The 22,753-nt window shown below is 67.1% G+C and carries 23 protein-coding genes; 6 read left to right on the forward strand and 17 right to left on the reverse strand.

Going from position 1 to position 22,753, the window contains the following annotated elements:
• Window positions 1-143: 143 nt before the first annotated feature.
• From CXY91_RS01190 to CXY91_RS01200, 3 genes are all read right to left on the reverse strand, one after another.
• The gene (locus CXY91_RS01190) at window positions 144-1,424 is read right to left on the reverse strand and encodes an ABC transporter substrate-binding protein (protein ID WP_091829755.1); all 1,281 of its coding nucleotides are present in this window, start codon (window positions 1,422-1,424) and stop codon (window positions 144-146) included.
• An 83-nt stretch (window positions 1,425-1,507) separates the two neighbouring features.
• Entirely contained in the window at window positions 1,508-2,914 is a 1,407-nt protein-coding gene (locus tag CXY91_RS01195) for a beta/alpha barrel domain-containing protein (RefSeq protein WP_100958962.1), read from the reverse strand.
• Between the two features lie 190 nt (window positions 2,915-3,104).
• A complete protein-coding gene (locus CXY91_RS01200; protein WP_158673219.1) occupies window positions 3,105-4,019 on the reverse strand; it encodes a PfkB family carbohydrate kinase in 915 nt (304 codons plus the stop codon).
• A gap of 288 nt (window positions 4,020-4,307) precedes the next feature.
• On the opposite strand from CXY91_RS01200, the gene CXY91_RS01205 reads away from it, so the two are divergent.
• The gene (locus tag CXY91_RS01205) at window positions 4,308-5,078 is read left to right on the forward strand and encodes a DeoR/GlpR family DNA-binding transcription regulator (RefSeq protein ID WP_091829748.1); all 771 of its coding nucleotides are present in this window, start codon (window positions 4,308-4,310) and stop codon (window positions 5,076-5,078) included.
• 9 nt (window positions 5,079-5,087) lie between these two features.
• Here the strand turns inward: CXY91_RS01205 and CXY91_RS01210 are convergent, their stop codons facing one another.
• The 8 genes from CXY91_RS01210 to CXY91_RS01245 all read right to left on the reverse strand — a co-directional run bounded on the left by CXY91_RS01210 (window position 5,088) and on the right by CXY91_RS01245 (window position 13,663).
• A complete protein-coding gene (locus CXY91_RS01210; protein WP_100958964.1) occupies window positions 5,088-5,579 on the reverse strand; it encodes a GAF domain-containing protein in 492 nt (163 codons plus the stop codon).
• A 375-nt stretch (window positions 5,580-5,954) separates the two neighbouring features.
• Window positions 5,955-7,280: an LLM class flavin-dependent oxidoreductase gene (locus CXY91_RS01215; RefSeq protein WP_100958965.1), complete on the reverse strand. Its 1,326-nt coding sequence runs from the start codon at window positions 7,278-7,280 to the stop codon at window positions 5,955-5,957.
• A 282-nt stretch (window positions 7,281-7,562) separates the two neighbouring features.
• Entirely contained in the window at window positions 7,563-8,558 is a 996-nt protein-coding gene (locus tag CXY91_RS01220) for a TRAP transporter substrate-binding protein (protein WP_100958966.1), read from the reverse strand.
• Between the two features lie 39 nt (window positions 8,559-8,597).
• Window positions 8,598-9,881 (reverse strand): TRAP transporter large permease subunit, encoded by a 1,284-nt coding sequence (locus CXY91_RS01225; protein ID WP_091829739.1) that lies wholly within the window; start codon window positions 9,879-9,881, stop codon window positions 8,598-8,600.
• Complete coding sequence (locus CXY91_RS01230) at window positions 9,878-10,423, reverse strand: TRAP transporter small permease (RefSeq protein WP_199777325.1); 546 nt, start codon at window positions 10,421-10,423, stop codon at window positions 9,878-9,880. The genes CXY91_RS01225 and CXY91_RS01230 overlap by 4 nt, the downstream gene beginning before the upstream one ends.
• Entirely contained in the window at window positions 10,420-11,388 is a 969-nt protein-coding gene (locus CXY91_RS01235) for an amidohydrolase family protein (RefSeq protein ID WP_100958968.1), read from the reverse strand. The genes CXY91_RS01230 and CXY91_RS01235 overlap by 4 nt, the downstream gene beginning before the upstream one ends.
• A 166-nt stretch (window positions 11,389-11,554) precedes the next feature.
• The gene (locus tag CXY91_RS01240) at window positions 11,555-12,952 is read right to left on the reverse strand and encodes a flagellar biosynthesis protein FlgA (protein WP_100958969.1); all 1,398 of its coding nucleotides are present in this window, start codon (window positions 12,950-12,952) and stop codon (window positions 11,555-11,557) included.
• Between the two features lie 39 nt (window positions 12,953-12,991).
• A complete protein-coding gene (locus CXY91_RS01245) occupies window positions 12,992-13,663 on the reverse strand; it encodes a cyclase family protein (RefSeq protein ID WP_100958970.1) in 672 nt (223 codons plus the stop codon).
• Window positions 13,664-13,781: 118 nt separating this feature from the next.
• Between CXY91_RS01245 and CXY91_RS01250 the strand changes: the two genes are divergently transcribed.
• Window positions 13,782-14,522: a GntR family transcriptional regulator gene (locus tag CXY91_RS01250; RefSeq protein WP_158673220.1), complete on the forward strand. Its 741-nt coding sequence runs from the start codon at window positions 13,782-13,784 to the stop codon at window positions 14,520-14,522.
• Between the two features lie 7 nt (window positions 14,523-14,529).
• Here the strand turns inward: CXY91_RS01250 and CXY91_RS01255 are convergent, their stop codons facing one another.
• From CXY91_RS01255 to CXY91_RS01265, 3 genes are read right to left on the reverse strand one after another with little or no spacing between them, the layout of a single operon-like run.
• A complete protein-coding gene (locus CXY91_RS01255; RefSeq protein WP_100958972.1) occupies window positions 14,530-15,414 on the reverse strand; it encodes an NAD(P)-dependent oxidoreductase in 885 nt (294 codons plus the stop codon).
• Entirely contained in the window at window positions 15,411-16,193 is a 783-nt protein-coding gene (locus CXY91_RS01260; protein WP_091829726.1) for an enoyl-CoA hydratase/isomerase family protein, read from the reverse strand. Before CXY91_RS01260 ends, CXY91_RS01255 begins: the two co-directional genes overlap by 4 nt.
• 10 nt (window positions 16,194-16,203) lie before the next feature.
• A complete protein-coding gene (locus tag CXY91_RS01265) occupies window positions 16,204-17,397 on the reverse strand; it encodes a CaiB/BaiF CoA transferase family protein (RefSeq protein ID WP_100958973.1) in 1,194 nt (397 codons plus the stop codon).
• A gap of 220 nt (window positions 17,398-17,617) precedes the next feature.
• Between CXY91_RS01265 and CXY91_RS01270 the strand changes: the two genes are divergently transcribed.
• The 3 genes from CXY91_RS01270 (at window position 17,618) to CXY91_RS01280 (ending at window position 19,593) form a co-directional block, all read left to right on the forward strand.
• Window positions 17,618-18,445, forward strand: coding sequence for a phosphogluconate dehydrogenase C-terminal domain-containing protein (locus tag CXY91_RS01270; protein ID WP_100958974.1), 828 nt, complete (start codon window positions 17,618-17,620; stop codon window positions 18,443-18,445).
• Between the two features lie 86 nt (window positions 18,446-18,531).
• A complete protein-coding gene (locus CXY91_RS01275; protein ID WP_100958975.1) occupies window positions 18,532-19,167 on the forward strand; it encodes a pyridoxamine 5'-phosphate oxidase family protein in 636 nt (211 codons plus the stop codon).
• A gap of 57 nt (window positions 19,168-19,224) precedes the next feature.
• Complete coding sequence (locus CXY91_RS01280; protein WP_100959063.1) at window positions 19,225-19,593, forward strand: winged helix-turn-helix domain-containing protein; 369 nt, start codon at window positions 19,225-19,227, stop codon at window positions 19,591-19,593.
• Window positions 19,594-19,597: 4 nt separating this feature from the next.
• Here the strand turns inward: CXY91_RS01280 and modC are convergent, their stop codons facing one another.
• The 3 genes from modC to modA are packed head-to-tail and all read right to left on the reverse strand — an operon-like array spanning window position 19,598 to window position 22,199.
• On the reverse strand, window positions 19,598-20,689 hold the full coding sequence (modC, locus tag CXY91_RS01285; RefSeq protein WP_100958976.1) for a molybdenum ABC transporter ATP-binding protein: 1,092 nt from the start codon (window positions 20,687-20,689) through the stop codon (window positions 19,598-19,600).
• Complete coding sequence (gene modB / locus CXY91_RS01290; RefSeq protein ID WP_100959064.1) at window positions 20,686-21,387, reverse strand: molybdate ABC transporter permease subunit; 702 nt, start codon at window positions 21,385-21,387, stop codon at window positions 20,686-20,688. Before modB ends, modC begins: the two co-directional genes overlap by 4 nt.
• Window positions 21,381-22,199 carry a molybdate ABC transporter substrate-binding protein gene (gene modA, locus CXY91_RS01295; protein WP_100958977.1) on the reverse strand — a complete coding sequence of 273 codons (819 nt, stop codon included), beginning with the start codon at window positions 22,197-22,199 and terminating at the stop codon, window positions 21,381-21,383. The genes modB and modA overlap by 7 nt, the downstream gene beginning before the upstream one ends.
• Window positions 22,200-22,314: 115 nt before the next feature.
• On the opposite strand from modA, the gene CXY91_RS01300 reads away from it, so the two are divergent.
• Window positions 22,315-22,521, forward strand: a complete 207-nt coding sequence (locus tag CXY91_RS01300; protein ID WP_100959065.1) for a TOBE domain-containing protein — start codon at window positions 22,315-22,317, stop codon at window positions 22,519-22,521.
• The last annotated feature ends 232 nt before the right edge of the window (window positions 22,522-22,753 follow it).

The following is a 22,753-nucleotide window of genomic DNA, read 5'->3' on the forward strand; positions in this document are numbered from 1 at the left end:
AGAAAATCGGGGTCATCCCGGACAAGCGGCGAAGCCGCGCCGATCCGGGATCCATTCCGGAGCCTCACAGACGAAGGCTCAGGCATGGGTCCCGGGTCTCCCTTCGGTCGCCCGGGACGACTGACAGAGTGAATCCCGAGGGATCACTTGGCCGCGGAGAGTACCTTGTTCCACTCGGCCGCGGCGTCATCCAGCGCCTGCTTGGCGGTCTTCTTGCCCTGCACCGCGTTTTGGATCTCGGTGCTCATCACCTTGTTCATCTGCACGGCGTTGGGCATGGACAGGAACGGCGACTGCGCGTTCGGCTGCGCCATCTGCGTCACGAAGGCCTGGAAGAGCTTGCGCTCCTTGAACCAGTCCTGATTGGCGACGTCGGTGCGCGCGGGGAAGCCGCCCGAACCCTTCGCCCACATCTCGATTCCCTTAGGTCCCGAGAGCCACTTCACGAAGGTCCAGGCTGCGTCCTTGTCCTGCGCCTGGCTGCTGATGGTGTTGAGCGAGCCGCGCACCATGGTGCCGGTGCTCTTGCCCTTCGGCAGCGGGGCGATGTCGTAGTTCAGGTTCGGGTTGAGCTGCTTCTGGATGGCGACGCCCCACGGCCCCTCGAACATCATCGCGACATTGCCGGAGGCGAAGTTGGCGCGCTTTTCCTTCTCGCCGTTGCTCAGCACGCCCGGCACCGAGACTTTGTCCTTGTTGACCCGGTCGATGTACCACTCGATCGCGGCGACGCCCTCGGGGCTGTTGAACACGGCTTTGTTGGTCGCCGGGTCCATCAGCGTCGCGCCGCCCTGCAGCAGCAGCGGGTAGATGTCGTAGGTCATGTTGGTCGGCGGCTCGGCCTGGAGCGTGCCGGTGATCGCGAACTGGCGCTTGTCCGGGTTGGTCAGCTTGCGCGCGTACTCGGCGAACTCGTCCCAGGTCTTCGGCGGGCCTGAGAGACCGGCCTCCTTGAAGCGGTCGGTGTTCCAGAACAGCGCGACCGCACCGCTTTCGATCGGCAGATAGTACTGCTTGCCCTTCCACTTCGCATGGAAGGTCTCCGGGATGTTGGAGAAGAACTCCTTCGGCTCCTTGGCGATGCGCTCGTCGAGCGGCTCGATCATGCCGAGATCGGCGAACTCGGCGACCCAGTCGACCTGGACCAGCAGCACGTCCGGCAGCTTCTTGGCCTGGTGCAGCACGATGGCACGGTCATGGAAGCCGGTGAACGGCGAGTCGACCGGCGTCAGCTTGATGTCGGGATGGTCTTTCTCGAAGGCGGCCTTGAGCTCGCCCATGAACTTCTCGCCGACCTCGGTGCCCTTCCACTGACCCCAGCGAACCTCCTTCTGCTGGGCGAGAGCGAGCGTCGGCAGGCTGATCGCCGAGGCGAACGCCATCGCCGCGAGCGTCAGCAAGGAAGACCTGCGATGCTGATCCATATGCGTTTCCTCCCGGTTGATTATCGTTTTTGGGCTTGAGCGGCGCGCCCGTCGTTGCGGGCGCGCCGTAGTCACGAAGTAGTTCAGGCCGCGCGCGCCTTGCGCAGAGCCTCGGGTACCGGCGGGGCGACCTTGACCAGCGTGGTGTTCTCGTCGACCAGCCTGCTGGTTCCGCCCACATTCATCCAGGTGAACATGTTGCGGAACATCTCCTGCAGCGACGCCATGATCGCGGTCTCGGCCGCCTTCGGCATCTCCCAGAACGGCTTCTTCATCACCTTCCAGGACTTCTTGCGGGTGTTGTAGAAGAACTGGGCATCCGTCTCGCCCGCCCCCTTCTCCGAGAGGTGATTGGCGAAGGTGTACTCGCGGATCTGGTCCTTGATCGCCTGCGGCAGGGCCGGGTGGTCGAAGATCAGGTTGTTGAAGCCGAGCGCGAGATGGACTTCGACCGCCTCCGCCTTCGGGAGCTTGGCGAGCTGCGTGCCTGGCAGGGTCGAGGCGCCATGCTGGACCGCGCCGGCCATGTTGTACTCTTTGCGGCAGATCGTCGAGATCGTCTTCAGCAGATCGTAGTCGACGTTGACCTCGGCAAGCGTGCCGTCCGGCAGCACCTTGCCGCCGTGATAGGTGCCGGAATTGATCGAGATCTTGCTGACGATCGGCAGCTTGGCGCCACGCTTGGCCATCTCCTCCAGATAGACCTTCATGAAGGCGCGCAGCTCTTCCGGCGTCGTATTCTCGTGGCCGACCTCGCCGATCTCGGCACCGAGCGAGATCGAGACGCCCTTCGGCTCGATGCCGCGCACGAATTCGGTGAAATGCGCGGTCAGCTCGGCATTGACGCGCTGCTGATCCTCGACCGTCGCCAGCGACAGGTCGACCACCGTCGAGGCGTCGATGTCGATGCTGTACATGCCGGCCGCGATCTGCTCGCGCATGATGTTCTCGAGCTTGCGAACTTCCGCCTTCGGATCGGCGAGATAGGCCTTGGCGTTGATCTGGTCGTGGTCGGCCTGCAGGAAGACCGGGCCGACATAGCCCTCGCGCAGCGCCGCCGCCAGCACCGCCGCGGCGTATTCCAGCGGCGGCTGCTGGGCGTACAGCGCTTCGCCTACCGCCTGCTCGAAGATGAAGAGCTTCGAATCGAGCTCCTGGCCGGCGCGGAAGACGGCGCGGCAGGTGTGATAGCTCCAGCCGCGCAGGTTCATCGCCGGCACGGTCTTGCCCGACCATTTGCCGGCGGCGCAGGCGAGATAGAGTTCCTGGATCGAGGCCGGCACGATGCCGGCGGCATGGGCGGCCTCGCGGATCGCCCAGATCGCCACGGCGCGCGTCTCCGGCTCGGCCAGCGCCGCAGTCTCGGCCCAGCGATCGATCATCGCATCCGGCGGGCGCTTGCTTTTGCTGAAGTCGGGCGAGGAGCCGGCGAGATCGACGCCGATCGTCTTGAGGTCATCGGTCAGTTCAGCGAGCGAGGCGCATGCCATGGGTCATACCTTCGAGAACGGCTTCGAAACGGACGGCGCCGGCGGATGTCCGGGCGTCCGGCGAGGCTGGTCGGGCCGCTGCCTCGTCACGTTCGCAATGAATGCACGGCGCTTTCGTTATCGCAAGTGATATTATCGTTTTCGCGCATTGCAGCATAAGCCATGTTGCAATGCGCAATCGAAGCGGGCCTCAGCTCGGATAGGTCTCGCCGGTCGCAACCAGGGCCCGAACCGCAGCGCGATCGGGCATGCCGTCCCAGCCATTGGCACGCTCGGCCTTGAGCGCCGCGACGGCGGCTGCGAGGCGCGCTGCCTCGAGAGGACTCTGGCCCTCGCAGAGGCCAAGCGCATAGGCGCCGTGGAAGACGTCGCCGCAACCTGTGGTGTCCTTCGCCGCGACTTTGAAGGCGGGGACACCGACGAACTCGCCGCCGATCAGCCAGAGACTGCCGGCGCTGCCGCGCGTCACGGCGAAGACCTTGTCCGAGCCATCGGCGCAGCGCCGTAACAGCTCTTCGGCCGAGCCGTCGCCGGCGTAATCGCGCAGGCCCTCGGCCGAGAAGACGATGTGGTCGGCCTTGGCGATCAGGCGGCGATTATCCTCCGGCGTGCCGCCATCGACATCGAGGACGCTGGGAATGCCGGCGGCATGGGCGCGATCGAGGACGATTCCCGCGCCGCCCGGCCAGCGCGTATCAGCCAGCACGGCGCCTGCTTCATCGAGCCCATCCTGCGGCAGCACGCTCGCATCCTGCGACAGGCTGCGCCGGTTCGAGACGATGCTGCGCTCGCCGCGCCGGTCGACCAGGACGATTGCTCGCAGCGTGCGCCCTTCGGGCAGGATGGCGACGCCGCTACAGTCGACGCCGTGGCCGCGCAGCAGCCGCAGGCCCGTCTCGCCGGCGGCATCGGCGCCGACCCGGCCCCAATAGGAGGCTTGCCCGCCGAGATGGCAGATCGCCACCGCGGCCGTCGCGGCCGGTCCGCCGAAGCGCTCGGTATAGCCCAGCACGCCGGTCTTGATGCCGGCCGAGGGCAGGGCCTCGACCTCGAAGACCTCGTCCTGGACGAGGTTGCCGACGCAGACGATCAGGCGGCCGCTCATGCCCGCCATCCCGTGCCGGCAAAGGCGAGCAATTGGGAGAGGTGGGCATGGCGGCGGATCCGCCGGCTTCCTGGCCGCGTGGTCAGCATGTTTCGTCCCGCCGGATCTCATTCTCTATCGTGCTGGCAGGATCCGGTTGCGCAGCGAAAGTGATGATGCCCGACGCTTTCACTTTCGCAACACCATTTTCGCAAACGCGCATTGCGTGTAGAGACGCTGTGGTCGTAGAGAGTTCCAGCCAATCGGGCTATGAAGCCGGCCCGGATTCGGCTCTGAGGCAGGCCTGCAATGGAACCGCTGAGCAAACGTCACGCCGACATTCTCGATATCCTCGGCAAGCGCGGCTATGTCGCGATCGAGGAGATCGTCTCGGCCTTCAATGTCACACCCCAGACCGTGCGGCGCGATCTGCAGGACCTCGCAGACCGCGGCCTGCTGCGGCGCCATCATGGCGGAGCGAGCGCCAATCTCTCCACGGCGAACACCGACTACGGCTTGCGCGTCGTCGAGACGGCGGGCGAGAAGGCCGCGATGGCGCAGGCCGCCGCCGAGCTGGTGACGCCGGGCACCTCGCTGTTCATGACGCCCGGCACGACCATGGACGCGCTCGCCAAGGCGATCGCCGAGCGCCGCCCGCGCGGCCTGCGCGTCGTCACCAACAGCACGGCAGCCGCGGCGATCCTCGACAAATGCCCGGAGATCTCGATCCTGATCACCGGCGGGCACTGGCTCGGGCCGAACCGCGCCTGCGGCGGCATGCACGCCGCCGCCTTCATCGAGAATTATCGCTGCGACCTGCACATGACCAGCATCGGCGGCATCGATGCGGCCGGGAATCTGCTCGAATACCGCGACGACGAGGCGGTGGTCGGACGCACCATGCTGCGCAATGCCCGCCGCTCGGTGCTGCTCGCCGACCACACCAAGTTCAGCCGGGTGGCGATGTCGCGCCTGGCGCATCTCAGCGAGATCTCGACGCTGGTGACCGACCGCCAGCCGGCAGCGTCGACGGCGCAGATGATCCGCGACGCACGCTGCGAATTGATCGTAGCCAGCTGAGCGGCCCGATCAGAAGCGGTCGCTGGCTTCGAGATAGATATTGGCGATCGCTTCGATGCCGGCCTGGTCGTCGGCGTCGAAGCGGCCGGGGTCCGGACTGTCGAGATCGATCACGCCGATGACATCGCCATCGCGGATCAGCGGCACGACCAGCTCGGAGCGCGAAGCGGCGTCGCAGGCGATATGGCCGGGGAAGGCATGGACGTCCTCGACCAGAATGGATTCACGCTTGGCAACGGCCGTGCCGCAAACGCCGCGCCCGACCGGGATACGCACGCAGGCCGGCTTGCCCTGGAACGGGCCGAGCACGAGTTCGCCGCCGCGCATCAGGTAGAACCCGGCCCAATTCAGCCGCGGCATCGCGTCGAAGAGCAGCGCCGAAAGGTTGGCGGCGTTGGCGATCGCGTCGCGCTCGCCATGCAGCAGGCCTTGGAGCTGCTGGACGAGCTCCCTGTAGAAACCCGGCTTGTCGCTGGCCGAGATCGTCGCCGCTTGGAACATCGTCGCCTCCGTACCGTCGAGGCTGGATATGCGCCGCCCGCGCGGATTTTGCGAGGGTTATGACGGGTCGGAGGGTGGGGGGCAGCTGCGCGTCCAGAGCAGGAAGGCAGAGAGGCGCCGCAGCTGCCGTGTAGCGAAATAGAGGACGTAGACCATCATGCGTCTCCTGACTGGGAGCCCACGACAGTCTCGTGGCGCTTTTAGCTTTGGTGACGCGGTGCAAGCTGCTCCGGCAAATCCCGCGACCGGCTCGCATCGCTGCGGCTCGATATTCAGATCATTCGCAATCGCCGCTGCCGGGTCAATGAAACGGCTGTTCAAAGATTTGATGACAGCAGGCGCAATTGTCCCCGGCGGCGGTCTCCCGGGGAATATTCAGGCGAAATGCCGGTTGGCCGGCCGCGGCAGGCCGAGATGGTCGCGCAGCGTCGGCCCCTGATACTCCCGGCGGAACAGGCCGCGTCGCTGCAATTCGGGCACGACCTTGTCGACGAAGTCGTCGAGCCCCTCCGGCAGATAGGGGAACATCACGTTGAAGCCGTCGCTGCCGCGCTCGGTGAGCCATTGCTCCATCTCGTCGGCGATCGTCTTCGGCGTGCCGACGAAGGCGAGCCCGCCATAGCCGCCAAGGCGCTGGGCGAGTTGCCGGACGGTCAGGTTCTCGCGGCGGGCGAGCGCGATCGTCCGCTCGCGGCCGCTCTTGCTGTGGTTGGTCTCGGGAATCTCGGGAAGCGGGCCGTCCGGATCGAAGCCGGTCGCGTCATGGCCGAGCGCGATCGAAAGCGAGGCGATGGCGCTGTCATAGTGCACGAAGGAATCGAGCAGCGCCCGCTTCTCGCGCGCTTCCTCGACACTGTCGCCGACCACGGTCAGCACGCCGGGCAGAATCTTCAGGTGGTCGGGATTGCGGCCGGCCTGCTCCATCCGGCCTTTCACATCGGCATAGAAGGCCTGGCCGGCCGCGAGCGTGCCATGCGCCGCGAACACGACCTCGGCCGTCTCGGCGGCGAGCTGGCGGCCGGGTTCCGAGGCGCCGGCCTGGACGATCACCGGCCAGCCCTGCGGTGGTCTTGCGATGTTGAGCGGCCCGCGCACCGAGAGATGCTCGCCCTTGTGATCGAGCCGCCGCATTTTATCCGGGTCGAAATAAAGTCCGCTCTCGCGGTCGCGGATGAAGGCGTCGTCGGCGAAGGAATCCCATAGTCCGGTGACGACATCGTAGAACTCGCGCGCCCGGTCATAGCGTTCGCCGTGGTCGACCTCGGCGTCGAGGCCGAAATTCAGCGCGGCGTCCGGGTTCGAGGTGGTGACGATGTTCCAGCCGGCGCGGCCACCGCTGATATGATCGAGTGAGGCGAAGCGCCGGGCGATGTGATAGGGCGCGTCGAAGGTTGTCGAGGCGGTGGCGACGAGGCCGATCCGCTCGGTCACGCCGGCCAGCGCCGAGAGCAGGGTGAACGGCTCGAACGAGGTCACGGTATGGCTGCGCTTCAGGGCCTCGACCGGCATGTTCAGCACGGCGAGATGATCGGCCATGAAGAAGGCGTCGAATTTGCCGGCCTCGAGCTTTTGCGCGAAGCGCTTGAGGTGGCCGAAATTGAAGTTCGCATCGGGATAGGCGCCGGGATAGCGCCAGGCCCCGGTATGGATGCTGACGGGGCGCATGAAGGCCCCCAAGTGAAGCTGGCGCGCGATCGTCATGGCTGGCCTCGGCAGGCGGTTGCTCAGTGGAGGCTGAGCTATGCCTGAGTCCGTCGCTGCGCCATGGCGCCGCGCAAAAAGCCAACAACGTTCTCTCTAGGTCGACAGCTACGCCAAAATCGTCTCCCGGGGCTGTGAGATAGGGAGAATTGCTCTTCTGCCTGTCGAGCGCGTCATGGTCGGGCCTGTCCCGACCATCCACGCCTGTTTGGACACAATGCGGTGTTCAGCACGCGGATGCTCGCCACAAGGGCGAGCATAACGGCGTCGGTGCTGGCCTCCTCAGACCGCAGTCTTCTTGATCGCGTCCAGCACGTCGCTGCCGTACTTGCCGACGAACTCCTTCTCGACCTCGGCGGTGACGACCTTGGCGAAGGAATCGCGATCGGGATTCTCGACCGCCTGCATGCCGGCCTTCTTCAGCGCGTCGAGGCTCGAGCCTTCCGTGTCCTCGTTCATCTTGCGCTGGATGCCGGCGCATTCGAGGGCGATCGAGGCGAGCAGTTGCTGGATGTCGGCCGGCATCGCGTCGAACTTGCCCTTGTTCATCACGACCGGGCCGGTGGTGAAGGCGTGGCGCGTCAGCGAGAGATGCTTCTGCACCTCGTTGAACTTGGCGTTGAGGATCAGCGTCACAGGATTCTCCTGGCCGTCGACCGTGCCGGTCTCCAGCGCGGTGAAGAGCTCGGTGAAGGCCATTGGCGTCGGGATGGCGCCGAGCAGCTGGAAGGCCTTGATATGGGCCGGGTTCGGCGTGGTGCGGATCTTCAGGCCCTTGAGGTCGTTGGCGGTCGCGACCGGGCGGCGGTTGTTGGTGAGGTTGCGCCAGCCGATCTCCCAGGTGGCGAGCGCCTTCAGGTTCGAGCCTTCGAGTTCCTTGCGCAGGCCATCGCCGATCGGGCCGTCCATCACGGCCGCCGCGTGCTTGCGGCTCTGGATCAGGAAGGGCAGGTCGAGCACGTTGAGCTTGGGCGCGAGGCCGGTGAAGAACGGGTTGCCGGTCAGGCAGATGTCGAGCGAACCGCCGCGCACCGCGCTGATCGTCTGCGCGTCCGAGCCGAGCGCGCCGTTCGGGAAGACCTGGACCTCGTAGCGACCCTGGCTCTTGGCCTTGACCTGCTCGGCGAAGAGCAGCGCCGCCTTGTGCCAGCTGTCGGCCTCCGGATGCGGGTGGGCGAAGCGCAATTTCGTCGCCTGCGCCAGGGCCGGGCGGCCGATGGCGAAAAGGGCGATGCCGGCGCCAGCGCCGGCGAGGGCAGTCCTGCGGGTGATGGTCATGAGCGTCTCCTCCCTGTGTTGTCGTATGGGCGGGCGCGGTCAGCGCCCGTAGAGCCAGCGCGCCGGGACCGTGACGATTTCGGGCACGAAGATCAGCAGCAGCAGCACGGCGAGCTGCGCCAGCAGGAACGGCATGACGCCGCGAATGACCTTGTCCATCGGGATGCGGCCGACGGCGCAGACGACGTTCAGCACCGTGCCGACCGGCGGGGTCAGAAGGCCGATCGCGTTGTTGATGATGAACATCACGCCGAAATAGACCGGGTCGATGCCGGCCTGCTTGACGATCGGCATCAGCACCGGCGTCAGGATCAGCACGGTCGGGATGAAATCGAGCGCCGTGCCGACGACGACGACGAGGAACATCATCGCCAGCATCAGCAGCGTCTTGTTGTCGATCAACGGGCCGAGCAGGCTGGAGACCTGTGCCGGAATGTCGGCGATGGTGATCAGCCAGGCCGAAACCATCGCCGCCGCGACCAGGAACATCACGGCCGCCGAGGTCTTCAGCGCCGCGAGCAAGGCCGGGCGCAGATCCTCCAGCTTCAGTTCGCGATAGATGAAGCCGCCGACGAAGGCGGCATAGACCGCGGCGACCACTGCCGCTTCCGTCGGAGTGAACATGCCGGCTTTCATGCCGCCGATGATCAGGACGGGCAGGCCGAGCGCCCAGAGCCCGTCGATCACCGCATGCCCGATCTCGCGAATACTGGCTCTCTGGACGCGGGCGGCCGGCTCGTCGCGGGCGACGATGTACCAGGTGATCAGCAGCGCGAGGCCCATCAGGATGCCGGGCACGATGCCGGCGATGAACAGCCGCGTGATCGAGACGCCGGCGGCGACGCCGAAGACGACGAAGCCGATCGAGGGCGGGATCACCGGGGCGATGATGCCGCCAGCCGAGATCAGCCCGGCGGCGCGCGGCAGGTTGTAGCCGGCCTGCTTCATCATCGGCAGCAGGATCGCAGCGAGCGCGGCGGTGTCGGCGACGGCCGAGCCGGAAATGCTCGCCATGACCAGCGCCGCCAGCACCGCGACATAGCCGAGCCCGCCGCGGACATGGCCGACCAGCGTCACCGCCAGCGCGATGATCCGGCGCGACAGGCCGCCGGCATTCATCAGCTCGCCGGCGAGCATGAAGAAGGGCACCGCCATCAGCGGGAAGGAATCGGCGCCGCCGATCAGGTTCTGCGCCAGGATCTGCGAGTCGAAGGTGCCGAGCTGCAGCATCAGCGCGACGCCGCAGACCAGCAGCGCCATCGCGATCGGCATGCCGAGAGCCATCGCCCCGATCAGCGAGCCCAGGAAGATGAAGACGGTCACGAGCGCTTCTCCGCCGCCTGCTGGTTCTCGAAGGCGGTGAGCTCTTCCGATTCCGCCCCGACGACCAGTTCGTCATCCGGCATGCGGCCGGTCAGGAGCCGCGCCAGCGCGATCAGGTTGAGCGCGCCGATGCCGATGCCGCCGACGAGCCCGGCGAGATAGGTCACCGCGACGGGCACCCCGGTGACCGGCTGGTGGTTCTCGATATTGATCACGCCCTGCTGCCAGCAGCCGACGACCAACATGCCCATGCAGAGCAGCGAGAGCGCCTCGACTGCGAGCCGGCACCACCAGCGGCCATTGCGGCCGAGCATGGTGACGACGGTGGTCATGCCGAGATGCTGGCCCTCCTTCGCCACCAGGAAGGCACCGCCGAAGGTCAGCCAGACGAAGATCAGACGCGACAATTCCTCCGAGGAGATGATGCCGGAGCTGAAGGCATAGCGCAGCACGACGTTGCCGAAGACCATCGCGATCATCACGACAAAGCCGGCGATCAGCACGTCCTCGGTCAGGCGCAGGAGCAGGGCGCGCAATCTCATGGTGTCGCTCCGTTGCCAGCGAGCCCGTACCAGCGCGCGGCGTTGTCGTGGAACAGTGCGAGGCGTTCGATCGCCGGCCGCTCGCTGACCGCCGCCTTGAACACGTCGAAGATCGTGCCGAACGAGGCGCAGAGGCTGTCGACCGGGAAATTGCTCGCAAAAGCGCAGCGTTCGGCGCTGAAGGCCGAGATTACGCCCTCGATCACCGGTGCCTGCAGCTCAAGCGTCCAGGCCTGCCCGGGCACGCCGATGCCGGAGATCTTGGCGACGACATTGGGCTCGCGCGCCAGCCGTTCCAGCGCAGCCTGCCAGGCTGAAAGGCCCTCGGGGCCGCGATCGGCTGGCAAGCCGGCATGGTTGAGGATGATGGTGGTATCCGGGAAATCGCGAGCGAGCTCGGCGGCCTCACCCAGATGCCACCAGGGCGTCTGCAGGTCGAAGCTGAGCCCGGCGCCCGCCAGCAGGGCATAGCCGTCGCGCCACTTTTGATCACGCATCGAGCCCGGCGCGGCGAAATCCGGCCGATAATCCGCGCGGGGTAGGGCCTTGGGCTTGTGCCGGACGCTGCGGACCAGCGGCATCTCGCTATAGGCCGCGACGACCTCGCCGACATCGTCGCGATCGAGCCAGATCTGGCCGATCGCAGCACTCGGCAGGTCGTGCTCGCGCGCGACCTCGGAAGCCCAGCGCATTTCGCCGATCGGATCGCGCGGGTCCCATTCGCCTTCCATCAGCACGCTGCCGACGACGAGATGATCAGTGGTGGCGCGGCGATAATCGGCCGGCATGAAGTCGCGCTTGATCGCACTGTAGTCGCCATAGCGGAAGGCGACAGGATGGTCGCTCAGCCAAGGGTGATAATTGCGGGCGAGGTCGAAGAAATGGTGGTGGGCGTCGATGATCGGCAGGTCGTCATCGGCGCCGGAGGCGAGGAAGCGGGCGCGCTGGTCGGAGCTGGCCACCATGGCTCAGCTCCGCTGCGGCGGAAGGCAGATGTGGTTCGGGCTGTACCCGGCCGGTCCGGTGCTCGCGCCCGTCATCCCCTGCCTCCCGATCGTTTCCTCAGCGGTCGCCCGCCGCGATTAGTTCTATCTGAGTGTTGTATGCTGCATACAGAATGTTGCCGCAAAGTCAAAGCGCGCCGGGGTTGAACAGCGCATCCTGCTCGCGGCGCAGGCGAATCAGGGTCGTGCTTTCGTCGAGCGCGATGTCGGCGCAGGTGACCACCGCGCCGCGGGCGACCTTGCGCACCACCGGCCGGCCGGCGGTGAGGTAGTAGGGAACTGGCTCGTTTCGGCCGAGCGGGCGGGCGGAGGTCAATTGCGGCTCCAGCCCCTCGATCACATGGCGATAGCCCATGGTCAGCGTCTCGCCGGGCTCGAGATCGCGGCTCGCCCGCGCCGTCAGGTCGACGCGCGGAAGGACCTCGGCACCGCCTGTCGACTGGCCGAGCAGGGCGGCCGAGAGCGCCGACATCGGCGCCTCCGCCCCGAGCAGGTGCACAGGATTGTGCAGCAGGACGTAGCGGCCATCCGGCGAGCAGGGGATGCCCTTGCCGGCAAAGAGCTTGCCGGTGGCGAGGTCAGGCGTCTCGGCGATGACGAAGACGCCGCCGGCGAAGGAGAGCTCGTCCGGCCGTCGCAAGCAGTTGAACATGTCGACCCGGCCGATTCCCGAGAGCAGGCCGCCCTCGGCCGCCGGGCGGAACAGGCTCGGCAGCTCGGTGGTGCGAGCGATCGGTGCATGCATCGCGGCCACGTCCGGCATCAGCCCGGTATGGTTGGCGACGATGCCCATCTCGCAGAGATCCGGCACCGTGGCGCGCGGGAAGGGCAGCTTGGCGCGGGCGTCGAGCAGGCTGAGCGGATCGTTGCCGAGCTTGCCGAACGCCGCCGCGAAATTGGCGGCCGGAACGGCCTTTTCCCAGGCCGTGACCGTGCCGGCCTCAGAATCCCAGACGAAATCGGATTCAGACGACTTGCCGGCGGCGACAATCGGCAGCCCGAGCATGCGGGCCCAGCCGATAAGGCCGATCAGCAGGCTCGGCTGGTCGCCGTCGACCGGAGTATGCACGACGCCCTTCAGCCGGGCGCGATGCGCCAGGATCGGGCCGATGATGCATTCGGCTTCCTTGGTCACCATGACGAGATGGCGGCCGGCCTCGATCGCGGCGAGCGCGGTCATCGCCGCGCCTTCCGGGTCTCCGGTCGCCTCGACGACGACATCGACGGGCAGGCCTTCGAGATGGGCGGCATCGCCGATCAGCGCGACCAGCCCGCGATCGAGTGCCGCCTTGGCCTCGGTACCGCTATGGCAGTCGACGATCTCGCTCTCGTCGAGCCCGCCGGCGAGCGCGGCCTTGCGGGCGCGGCCGATGTCGAGGTCGCAGACGACGCGCGGCTCGATATGCGGCGCGCGGCGGGCCTGGCCGATGAAGCTCGCGCCGAACTCGCCGGCGCCGACCAAAGCAGCGGAGATGACGCGATCGGGCGCGCTGGGCTTCAGCGCGAACAGGTTCTCGATGTTCACTGGTGTCGCTTTCGTTCGAGCTGGGCAGGGCGGCGGCCGTCAGACGGCCAGGCCCTCGATGGCGTAGATGCGGGCAGGAGCGCCGTCGGCGTTCGGGATCAGCAGCGGCGCCGCCGAGAACAGGTTGCGCGGCGCCGTCAGCTTGCTGGTGTTGACGACGTATTCGATCAGCGTGACGCCATGGCTGAGCAGGACATGGTGCGTCACATGCTCGGGCTTTGGCACCTCCTTGCCTTCGAGCAGGAGCCGGATCGGGTAGTCCTGCGGGAAGTCGAAAGCGACGGCGCTCGGCTTGCGCTGCGCCAGCCACTGCGCCGCCTCCAGCGTCAGCCAGGGTGCTTCAGTCCAGAAGCTCTTATCGTTGTAATCGCGCCGGTCGTTCCACTGCGTCGCCAGCAGCAGGATCTCGCCATCGGCCCCGCCGGGATCGGCGGCGGCGAGATGCTCGGGGCCGATCGGCTGATTGGCCGGGCGCGCACTCAGATCGAGCACTCGGCAGGGCCCGACCACCTTACTGAGCGGCGTCGCCTCGATCGTCGGCGCTCCGGCGACGAAATGCGCGGCGGCGTCGACATGCGAGAAGCCATGGCAGGGACCGTTGATCTTCGAGACCCGGAACTGGTCGCCCGCCGCGATGTCGCCCTTGATCGAAAGCTCCACCGGCCAGCGGAAATGCGGCGCGATCGGCATGGAAAGGTCGACGATGTGCATGACGCGTCCGGATTGCGGAAAGGGGCGCCGGCAACCCGGCGGCTCCGTTCTAGAGGTCGAAATTCTTGTATGCAAGAATTTTTCGACAGCGGAGCGGCCACGCGATATACAGAGCGTCATGGATAGTCCGGCCGACACGACCCCGCTCGCAGCGCTTCTCGCCAAGGTTCCGCAGCCCGAGCCGGGCCGGCGCAAGGGCGCCCTGCACGGCAGCACGGTTGCGCAATTGCGTAATCTGATCGTCACGGGCGCGCTCGCGCCGGGGGCGAAGCTGAACGAGCGCGAGCTCTGCCTCCAGCTCGGCGTCTCGCGCACGCCGGTGCGCGAGGCGATCAAGACATTGACGCAGGACGGTTTGCTGCGCGCGCTGCCGAACAAGTCGTCCGTCGTCGCCGAGCTCGATGTCGGCGAGATCGAGGCGCTGATCGATGTCGTCTCGACGATCGAGGGCTTGGCCGGCGAGCTCGCCGCAGCGCGCGCCACCGATGAGGCCGTCGCCGAGATCGGCATGCTGCACTACCGGATGATGCTGCATCACACTCGCGACGAGCTGCCGGGCTATTTCGAGGCCAACAAAGCCTTCCACCGCCGCATTGTCGAACTCTCTGGCAATCCCGTGCTGCTCTGGATCTGGGAGTTGCTGGCGCTCCGGGTCGACCGCGCCCGCTATTCCTCGAATCTCTGGCCGAAGCGCTGGAAGATGGCGATCCAGGAGCATGAGCAGATCCTGGCGGCGCTGACCGCCGGGGATGCCGCACTGGCGAGCCAGCGCTTGCGCGAGCATGTCCGCAACGGCTTGTCAGGGCTCGTCGCGGCGCTGAAAGAGAGGGGTGAGGCCGCCAAACCGGGCAGCGCCTGATCGCAGGTCAGTGAGAGGGCTGCCCAACCTCCGGCAGCAGCTTCAGCACCGCGATCGCGTCGAGTTCGCTATCGCCCTGCGCGACCAGCATCCGATAAAGCGTCGTCGCCTGCGCGACCATCGGCATGGCCAGATGCTGCTCGCGCCCGGCCTCCATCAGCATTTCCAAGTCCTTCAGCACCTGCCGGGCATAGCCCTTCGGCGCGAAGTCGCGTGCGACCATGCGCGGCATCATCGCCTGCAGCACCGCCGAATTGCCGAGGCCGGGTGCCAGCGCGGCCGGGATCTTGCCAGCGTCGACGCCATAGGCTTCGGCCAGCCGCAGCGATTCCGCCACGACCACGTAGTTTGTCAGGCACAGTGCCTGGTTGACCAGCTTGGTCGCCTGGCCGGCGCCGACCGCGCCCATATGGGTGAAGAGACCGAGGCTCTCCGCCAATGGCCGCACCGCGGCGATTGCCTCCGGTGTGCCGCCGGCCATGATTGCGAGCTTGCCGGCCTCAGCCGCCGGCGGGCCGCCCGAGACAGGCGCGTCGATGAAGCCGATGCCGGCTTCCGCCAGCGCTGCCGCGAGCGCCTTGGTCACGCCGATCTCTGTGGTCGAGAAATCGATGACGATGGCGCCTAGCTGCAGCTTCGCCGAGAGGATGCCGCCGTCGCCGCTGACCACGGCCTGCACCGCCTTGGTGGTGGTCACCGCGATGCAGACGGGATTGGCGCCCTCGGCCACCTCGGCAGGCGAGGCGGCGAGGACGACGCCGAGCGCTTCGGCTTCAGCCCGCCGGGCCGGGTCGAGATCGTAGCCGACGACGCTGCGGCCGGTCGCGATCAGGCGCTTGCAGAAGCCCGCGCCCATCAGCCCGAGGCCGATGAAGCCGATGGTCTCGCTCATTTGCCTTGCCAGTTCGGCGTGCGCTTGCCGAGGAAGGCTTCCATGCCCTCGCGGAAATCGGCGCTGGTATAGCAGAGGGTGACGAGGTCATCGCCTTCGACATGAGCGCTCGTCGCCGCCGTGAGCCGGCGCAGCGCCTCCTTGGTGGCGCGCATGGTCAGCGGCGCGTGGCCGCGGATCGTCTCCGCCAGCTCCTTCACCCGCGCCATCAGCGCGGCATGGTCGGCGACGAGCTCGTTGTAGAGGCCGATGCGATGGCCCTCCTCGGCCTCGACCAGCCTTGCGGTGAAGATGATGTCCTTGACGCGGGCCGGGCCGAGCAGGCTGGCGAGCCGGGCGTAGTTCGCCATCGACAGGCAGTTGCCGAGCGTGCGCGCCACCGGGAAGCCGAAGCGGGCCGACTGCGTAGCGATCCTGAGGTCGCAGGCGCAGGCGATCGCCGCGCCGCCACCGGTGACCGCGCCGGCGATCGCTGCGATCGTCGGCACCGGGCAGCTCTCGATCGTGGTGATCACCCGCTCGATCCGGTTCTCATAGGCGAGGGCGTCCTCGGCCGTCTTGAACTCGCGGAACTGCGAGATGTCGGTGCCGGCGGCAAAGGCCTTTTCGCCGGCGCCCGTCACCACGAAAACCTTCGGCGCGCCGTGCTTCTCGGGATTGCCGAGGATCTCGGCCAGCCCTTCATACATGGCGAAGGTCAGGGCATTGCGCGCCTGCGGCCGGTTGAGCGTGACCGTGCCGACGCCATCGGCGACGTCGTAGAGGATTTCGTCGTTCATCGGATGCCTTTCAGATCGCGCCTTCGGCCTTGAGGCTGGCAACGGCCGCCTCGTCGAAGCCGAGCTCGGTGAGGATTTCGAGGTTGTGGTCGCCGGCGTCCGGCGTCGGCGTCGCGATGCTGGACGGCGTACGCGACAGGCTGACCGGCTCGCCGACGACGCGGATCTCGCCGAGCTTGGGATGCCGGACCGGCTGCGCGATGCCAAGGTGCTGCACCTGCGGATCATCGAACACGGCATCGACCGCATAGATCGGCCCAGCCGGCACGGAGGCCTTCTCGCAGGCGTCGAGCCAATAGGCGCTGTCCTGCGTCGACATGATCTCCTCGAGCAGCGCGCGCAGTTCCGGCCGCGCCGCGAAGCGCTTCTCCATATTGTCATAGCGCGGATCGGTCGCGAGCTCGGGCCGGCCGAGCGCGCCGCAGAAGGAGCGCCAGTGCCCCTCGGCGCCGACGCCGAGATTGATATGGCCGTCGCGCGTCGCATAGACGCCCATCGGCGTCGCATAGGGGTGGTCGTTGCCAGCCTGCGGCGGCACCTTGCCCTCGACCAGATAGCGCGCGACCTGAAAGTCCATCATGCCGATCTGCGCTTCGAGCAGCGAGGTCTGCACCCATTGTCCCTTGCCGGAGACGGCGCGCTCCTGCAGCGCCACCAATGCGCCGATCGCGCCATAGAGCCCGGCGGCAGAATCGGCGACGGCGATGCCGGCGCGCACCGGCCCCTGGCCGGGCAGGCCGGTGACCGACATCATCCCGCCCATGCCCTGCGCGATCTGGTCGAAGCCCGCGCGCAGCCGATAGGGGCCGCTCTGGCCGAAGCCCGAGATCGAGACCAGGATCAGGCGCGGATTGAGTGCATGCAGCGTCTCGAAATCGAGGCCGAGCCGCTCCTTCACATCCGGCCGGAAGTTCTCGACCAGGAGATCGGCATCGGCGATCAGCTTGCGCAGGATCGCCTTGGCCGGTTCCTTCTTCAGGTTGAGCGTCAGCGAGCGCTTGTTCCGGTGCAGGTTCTGCATGTCGTAGCCATGCCGCGGCCCGCTCATGTTCTCGTTCGGATCGATACCCGGCGGGCTTTCGATCTTGATCACGTCCGCGCCGAAATCGGCGAAGATGCGGGCGCAGGTCGGCCCGGCGCGTACGCGCGTCAGATCGAGCACGCGCAGGGCTTCGAGGGCGGTCGACGGCTTCGGGCGAGGCATGATGATCCGGATGCGTCACAAGGGCCGCGACTATCCCGTCATCGTCCCGGGGCGTCAATCTTTAGCTTCATCTTGCATGCAAGATCGGCAGACGAGCCATGCGCCAGCCGGACGACGGGAGGTGGCGAGCAGCGGAAAATCGGCGTTGACCTCCGGCGGAAAGCCCTGCGAGCTTGGCGGGACAGCGTCGGCAACGGACGCGGAAGCCCGGAGGATAACGATGACGGTGGTCGCACTGTTCGGCGCAGGCGGCAAGATGGGCATGCGCCTCGGCCGCAATCTCGCCCGCTCGCGCTTCGAGACCCGCCATGTCGAGATCAGCCCGGCGGGCCAGGATCGCATCCGCGAAGCTTTCGGTGCGGAGTGCGTCGATCCGGACGCGGCAATCGAGAGAGCCGACGTCGTGATTCTCGCGGTGCCGGATACCGCCGTCGGGGTTGTCGCGGCCGGCCTCGTACCGAAGCTCGCGGCCGGGACGATCGTCGTCATCCTCGACGCCGCGGCACCGCATGCCGGCCATCTCCCCGAGCGAGCCGACATCACCTATTTCGTCACCCATCCCTGCCACCCGCCGATCTTCAACGACGAGACCGAGGCGGCGGCGCGGGCCGACCATTTCGGCGGCATCGCGGCCAAGCAGCACATCGTCAACGCGCTGATGCAGGGGCCTGAGGCGCACTACGCCCTCGGCGAGGAGGTCGCGCGGGCGATCTGGGCGCCGGTGATGCGCTCGCACCGCGTCACCGTCGAGCAGATGGCGATCCTGGAGCCCGGCCTCTCGGAAACCGTCTGCGCCACCTTGCTCGATGCGATGCGCGAGGCGATGGAGGAGGCGATCGCCCGCGGCGTGCCGCGCGAGGCGGCGCGCGACTTCCTGCTCGGCCATATGAACATCCTGGCGGCGGTCACCTTCGGCGAGGTCCAGGGTGTGTTCTCGGACGCCTGCAACAAGGCGATCGTCTTCGGCAAGGAAACGATCCTCCGGCCGGACTGGAAACGCCTGTTCGAGCCGCAGGAGATCGCGGACAGCGTCCGGCGCATCACCTAGAGGTTGTGCGGTGAGGCTTCGGCAGCATTCGCAGGCATGTTATGGCTGCTTCGCCGGCTCGGCTGGCATGCCTGCGGAGACAAAAAATGAGCGCGATCAGCGAGAAGCCGGACACGACTGTCGATGATGCTGCCCAACTGCGCGCGCTCGTCGGCGAAGTGCACCCGCTGGCCGAGAAGAAGGTGCTCGACCGGCTCGACCGGTTTTGCCGCGATTTCATCGCGCTATCGCCCTTCCTCGTGCTGGCCAGCGCCGACAGCGAGGGCAGGGCGGATGCCAGTCCGCGCGGTGACGGACCGGGCTTCGTCCAGGTGCTCGACGAACGGACGTTGCTGATCCCCGACCGGCGTGGCAACAACCGGGTCGATTCCCTCGGCAATGTGCTGAGTGCGCCCGGTGTCGGCCTGGTCTTCTTCGTGCCGGGCATCAATGAGACCCTGCGCGTCAACGGCAGGGCGCGGATGACCACCGACGCCGCTCTGCTCCAACCCCTGGCGATGCAGGACAAGGCGCCGAAGCTCGGCCTGATCGTCGAGGTCGACGAAGCCTACTTCCATTGCGGCAAGGCGCTGATCCGCTCGAAGCTCTGGGCGCAAGGATCGCAGGTCGAGCGCGCGAGCTTCCCGACGCTCGGCCGCATCGTCGCCGAGCAGACCAGGGCGATCGATGCCGTCCAGGCCGACGCCACCATGGAAGAAGGCTACCGCACGCGGCTCTATTGAGCGCTGCGCAACCGCGGAGGGCCGACCTTGTCGAAGGCTGACCAGTCCCTGCCCGAGATGCGCTTCAGCTTCCGGCTCGACTTCACGCCGGGCGGGCGCCTCGGCCCCGGCAAGGTGCAGCTGCTGGAGGCGATCGGCGAGACCGGCTCGATCTCCGCCGCCGGCCGCTCGATGAAGATGTCCTATCGCCGTGCCTGGCTGCTGGTCGACGATCTCAACCGCATCTTCCGCTCACCACTGGTCGAGGCCCAGCCTGGCGGAGCGAAGGGCGGCGGCGCGCATCTGACGCCGCTCGGCCGCGAGATCGTCGCGAACTATCGCGCCATCGAGGCGAAGGCGTTGGAGGCAGGGGCGGCGGAGATCTCTGCGCTGCGTGCGGCAGTCTCGCCGAAGGCTCCGGTGCGCGCGCCCGGCGAGAAGTCCTGAACCCTCACGGCGTGCCGATCGAGACGCTCTTGATCACCGCATAGACCGGGCTGCCGGGCACCAGCCGCAATTGCTCGGCCGACTTCACGGTGAGGCGGGCGAGAAGGCCGACGCCATCGCAGTCGAGCCTGACTTCCAGCGCGCCACCATCGCCGTGAGGCGCCCCGATCGCCGAGACCCGTCCGGGCAGGACGTTGAGCGCGCTGATCCCGTCGAGCGGCTTCAGGCTCAGCATCACGTCGCTGGCGAGGATGCGCACACGCAGCGCCGTCCCTTCCGGCACCTTGCGCCGAGCGATCTGTAAAGGCCCCGCCGCGGTCTCCAGGACCGTCAGGCCGTGCTCCGGCTCATGGCGCAGCACGCGCGCCTCGAGGATCGCGCCGGCCTCCGCCGAGGTGGACAGGATCGGAACGTCGGGGCGCGACATCAATTCGGCCGTCGGCCCGCTCATCGAGACCTTGCCCTGCTCGAGGATGACGAGATGGGTGGCGAGCCGGGCCACCTCGGCGATGGAATGCGAGACATAGACGATCGGGATCCCGAAGCCGTCGCGCAGGCGCTCGATGTAAGGCAGGATCTCGGCCTTGCGTTGCTCGTCCAGCGAGGCGAGCGGCTCGTCCATCAGCAGCAGCCGAGGCTTGGCCAGCAGCGCCCGGCCGATCGCGACGCGCTGCTTCTCGCCGCCGGAGAGCCCGCCCGGCTGCCGTTCAAGCAGATGGCCGATGCCGAGCAGGTCGAGCACGTCGTCGAGCGTGCTGCCGCCATCCTCGGCCTTGGGCGCGAACCAGCGGCCATAGAGCAGGTTCTGCCTGACGGAGAGATGCGGGAATAGCCGCGCTTCCTGGAATACGTAGCCGATGCGGCGCTTGTGCTTCGGCACAAAAATGCCAGCGGCGCTGTCGACCATCACCCGCCCGTCGATGACCACGCGGCCCGCTTGCGGCCGGATCAGGCCCGAGATCACGTTGACCAGCGAAGTCTTGCCCGAGCCGGAGCGGCCGAACATCGCCGTCAGGCGCCCGTCCGAGGTGAAGTCCGCATCGAGCGCGAAGGCGTCCAGCCGGTGCGCCACGGAAACTTCGATAATGGCGCTCATTCGACGGCGATCCGCCGGCCGACCAATCGCGCCAGGAACTCCGAAGCGAACAGCGCCGCGACCGAGATCGCAATCGAGATCAGGGTCAGCCGCATCGCCCCGGCATCGCCATTGGGCACCTGCGTGAACGTGTAGATCGCCGAGGGCAGGGTCTGCGTCTCGCCGGGGATGTTGGAGACGAAAGTGATGGTCGCTCCGAACTCGCCCACGGCCTTGGCAAAGCACAGGATCATCCCGGCGAGGATGCCGGGCAGCGCGAGCGGCAGCGTCACCGTCAGGAACACCCAGAACGGACCGGCGCCGAGCGTTCCGGCCGCATCCTCGAGCTTGCGGTCGATCGCCTCGATCGAAAGCCGGATCGCCCGGACCATCAGCGGAAAGCCCATCACCGCGCAGGCCAGCGCCGCCCCCGTCCAGCGGAAGGACAGGACGATGCCGAACCAGTCATAGAGGAACTGGCCGATCGGCCCACGCCGGCCAAAGCCGATCAGCAGGAGATAGCCGGTGACGACCGGCGGCAGGATCAGCGGCAGGTGGATGACGGCGTCGAGCAGCGACTTGCCCCAGAAGCGGCCGCGCGCCAGCAGCCAGGCGATCGCGAGCCCCAAGGGTAGGCTCGCCAGCATGGCGGTGGTGGCGACGATCAGGCTGAGGCGGACGGCCGTCCACTCCTCCGGGGACAGCCAGTCGCTCACGATGAGGAAGCGGGCTTGTTCAGGACCGTGAAGCCCTGCTTCTCGAAGCTGGCCTTGGCGCCGTTGCCGCGCAGCCAGGTCAGAAAGGCCTGTGCGTCGGGATTGGCCGATTCCTTGGTGATGGCGACGGGATAGACGATCGGTGGGTGCGTATCCTCCGGGAAGGTCGCGATCACCTTGACCTTCGGGTCGGCGGCCGCGTCGGTGGTGTAGACGATGCCGAGCGGCGCCTCCCCGCGCGAGACCAGGAGCAGCGCGGCGCGGACATTGTCGGCTTGCGCCACCTTGTCCTTGACCTTGTCCCAACTGCCCAGCTTCTCTAGCGCCGCCTTGCCGTATTTGCCGGCCGGCACCGAATCGACATTGCCCATGGCAAGCCGGCCCTGGCCGAGCGCGGCGGAGAGGTCGACGCCCGGTGCCACGGTCGCCGTGGTCTTGGCGTCGGACGGCGCGATCAGCGCGATTCGGTTGGCGAGCAGGCTGACCCTGCTCTCCTTGACGATCAGGTTCTTCTGCTGGGCGTAGTCCATCCAGTTGAGATCGGCCGAGAGGAAGAGATCGGCCGGTGCGCCGTGCTCAAGCTGCTTCGCCAGCGCATTGCTTGCCGCATAGGAGATCTTCGGCGCGGGCTTGCCGCTATCCTTGACCCAGTTGGCCGTGGCCTCGTCGAGCGCGTTCTTCAGGCTCGCGGCGGCGAAGACCACCAGTTGCTTGCTCTGGGCGAAGGCCGGGCCGGTGAAGCAGGCGACGCCGATCAGCAACGCGCCCGTGAAGCCCAGGAAGCTGAAGCCCACGTTTCGGCGGTTCGATGACATGAGGGGCCTCGCTGCGGCAGCCGTCGCTATGTGCGGCTGAATATAACGGCGAGTGCCCAAAGGTCGAGTCCGTCTGGTGCGGACTTGGCGAGGACGTCAGATCGGGGAGACCAGACTGAAGATTTCAGCCCGCAACCCGCTCAATGGCACCGTCGTCGAGATCGTGAAGGGCGCGACCACCGCCCATGTGAAGCTCGATCTCGGCGGCGCGATCGTCATCTCGGCGATCAGCAATGCCGCGGTCGACGAGCTCAAGCTCGCAGTCGGGCGACAGGCCTATGCCGTGGTGAAGACTTCCGACGTGATGATCGCGATCGATTGATCGTTGCGTGGCCGATGCCGGCCGGGCTAGCCTTCCCGCAAAAGAAAAAGGCCCACGCCGGAGCGCAGGCCCAAGTCTAGGGAGGAAACGCCCAAGGAGGGCGCCGCAACATCGCTGCTGCGGTGCACAAGAGATAGGGCGCTTCGGGCCGGCCTGCAAGAGGGAAGGGACAGCAGGGCTGACCTTAATTTGTGCAAGATGCGATTTTTCGCGCCGTTCGGGCGAAGTGGCG

Source organism: Allobosea sp. FBZP-16, assembly GCF_002831785.1.
GTDB lineage: Bacteria > Pseudomonadota > Alphaproteobacteria > Rhizobiales > Beijerinckiaceae > Allobosea > Allobosea lupini.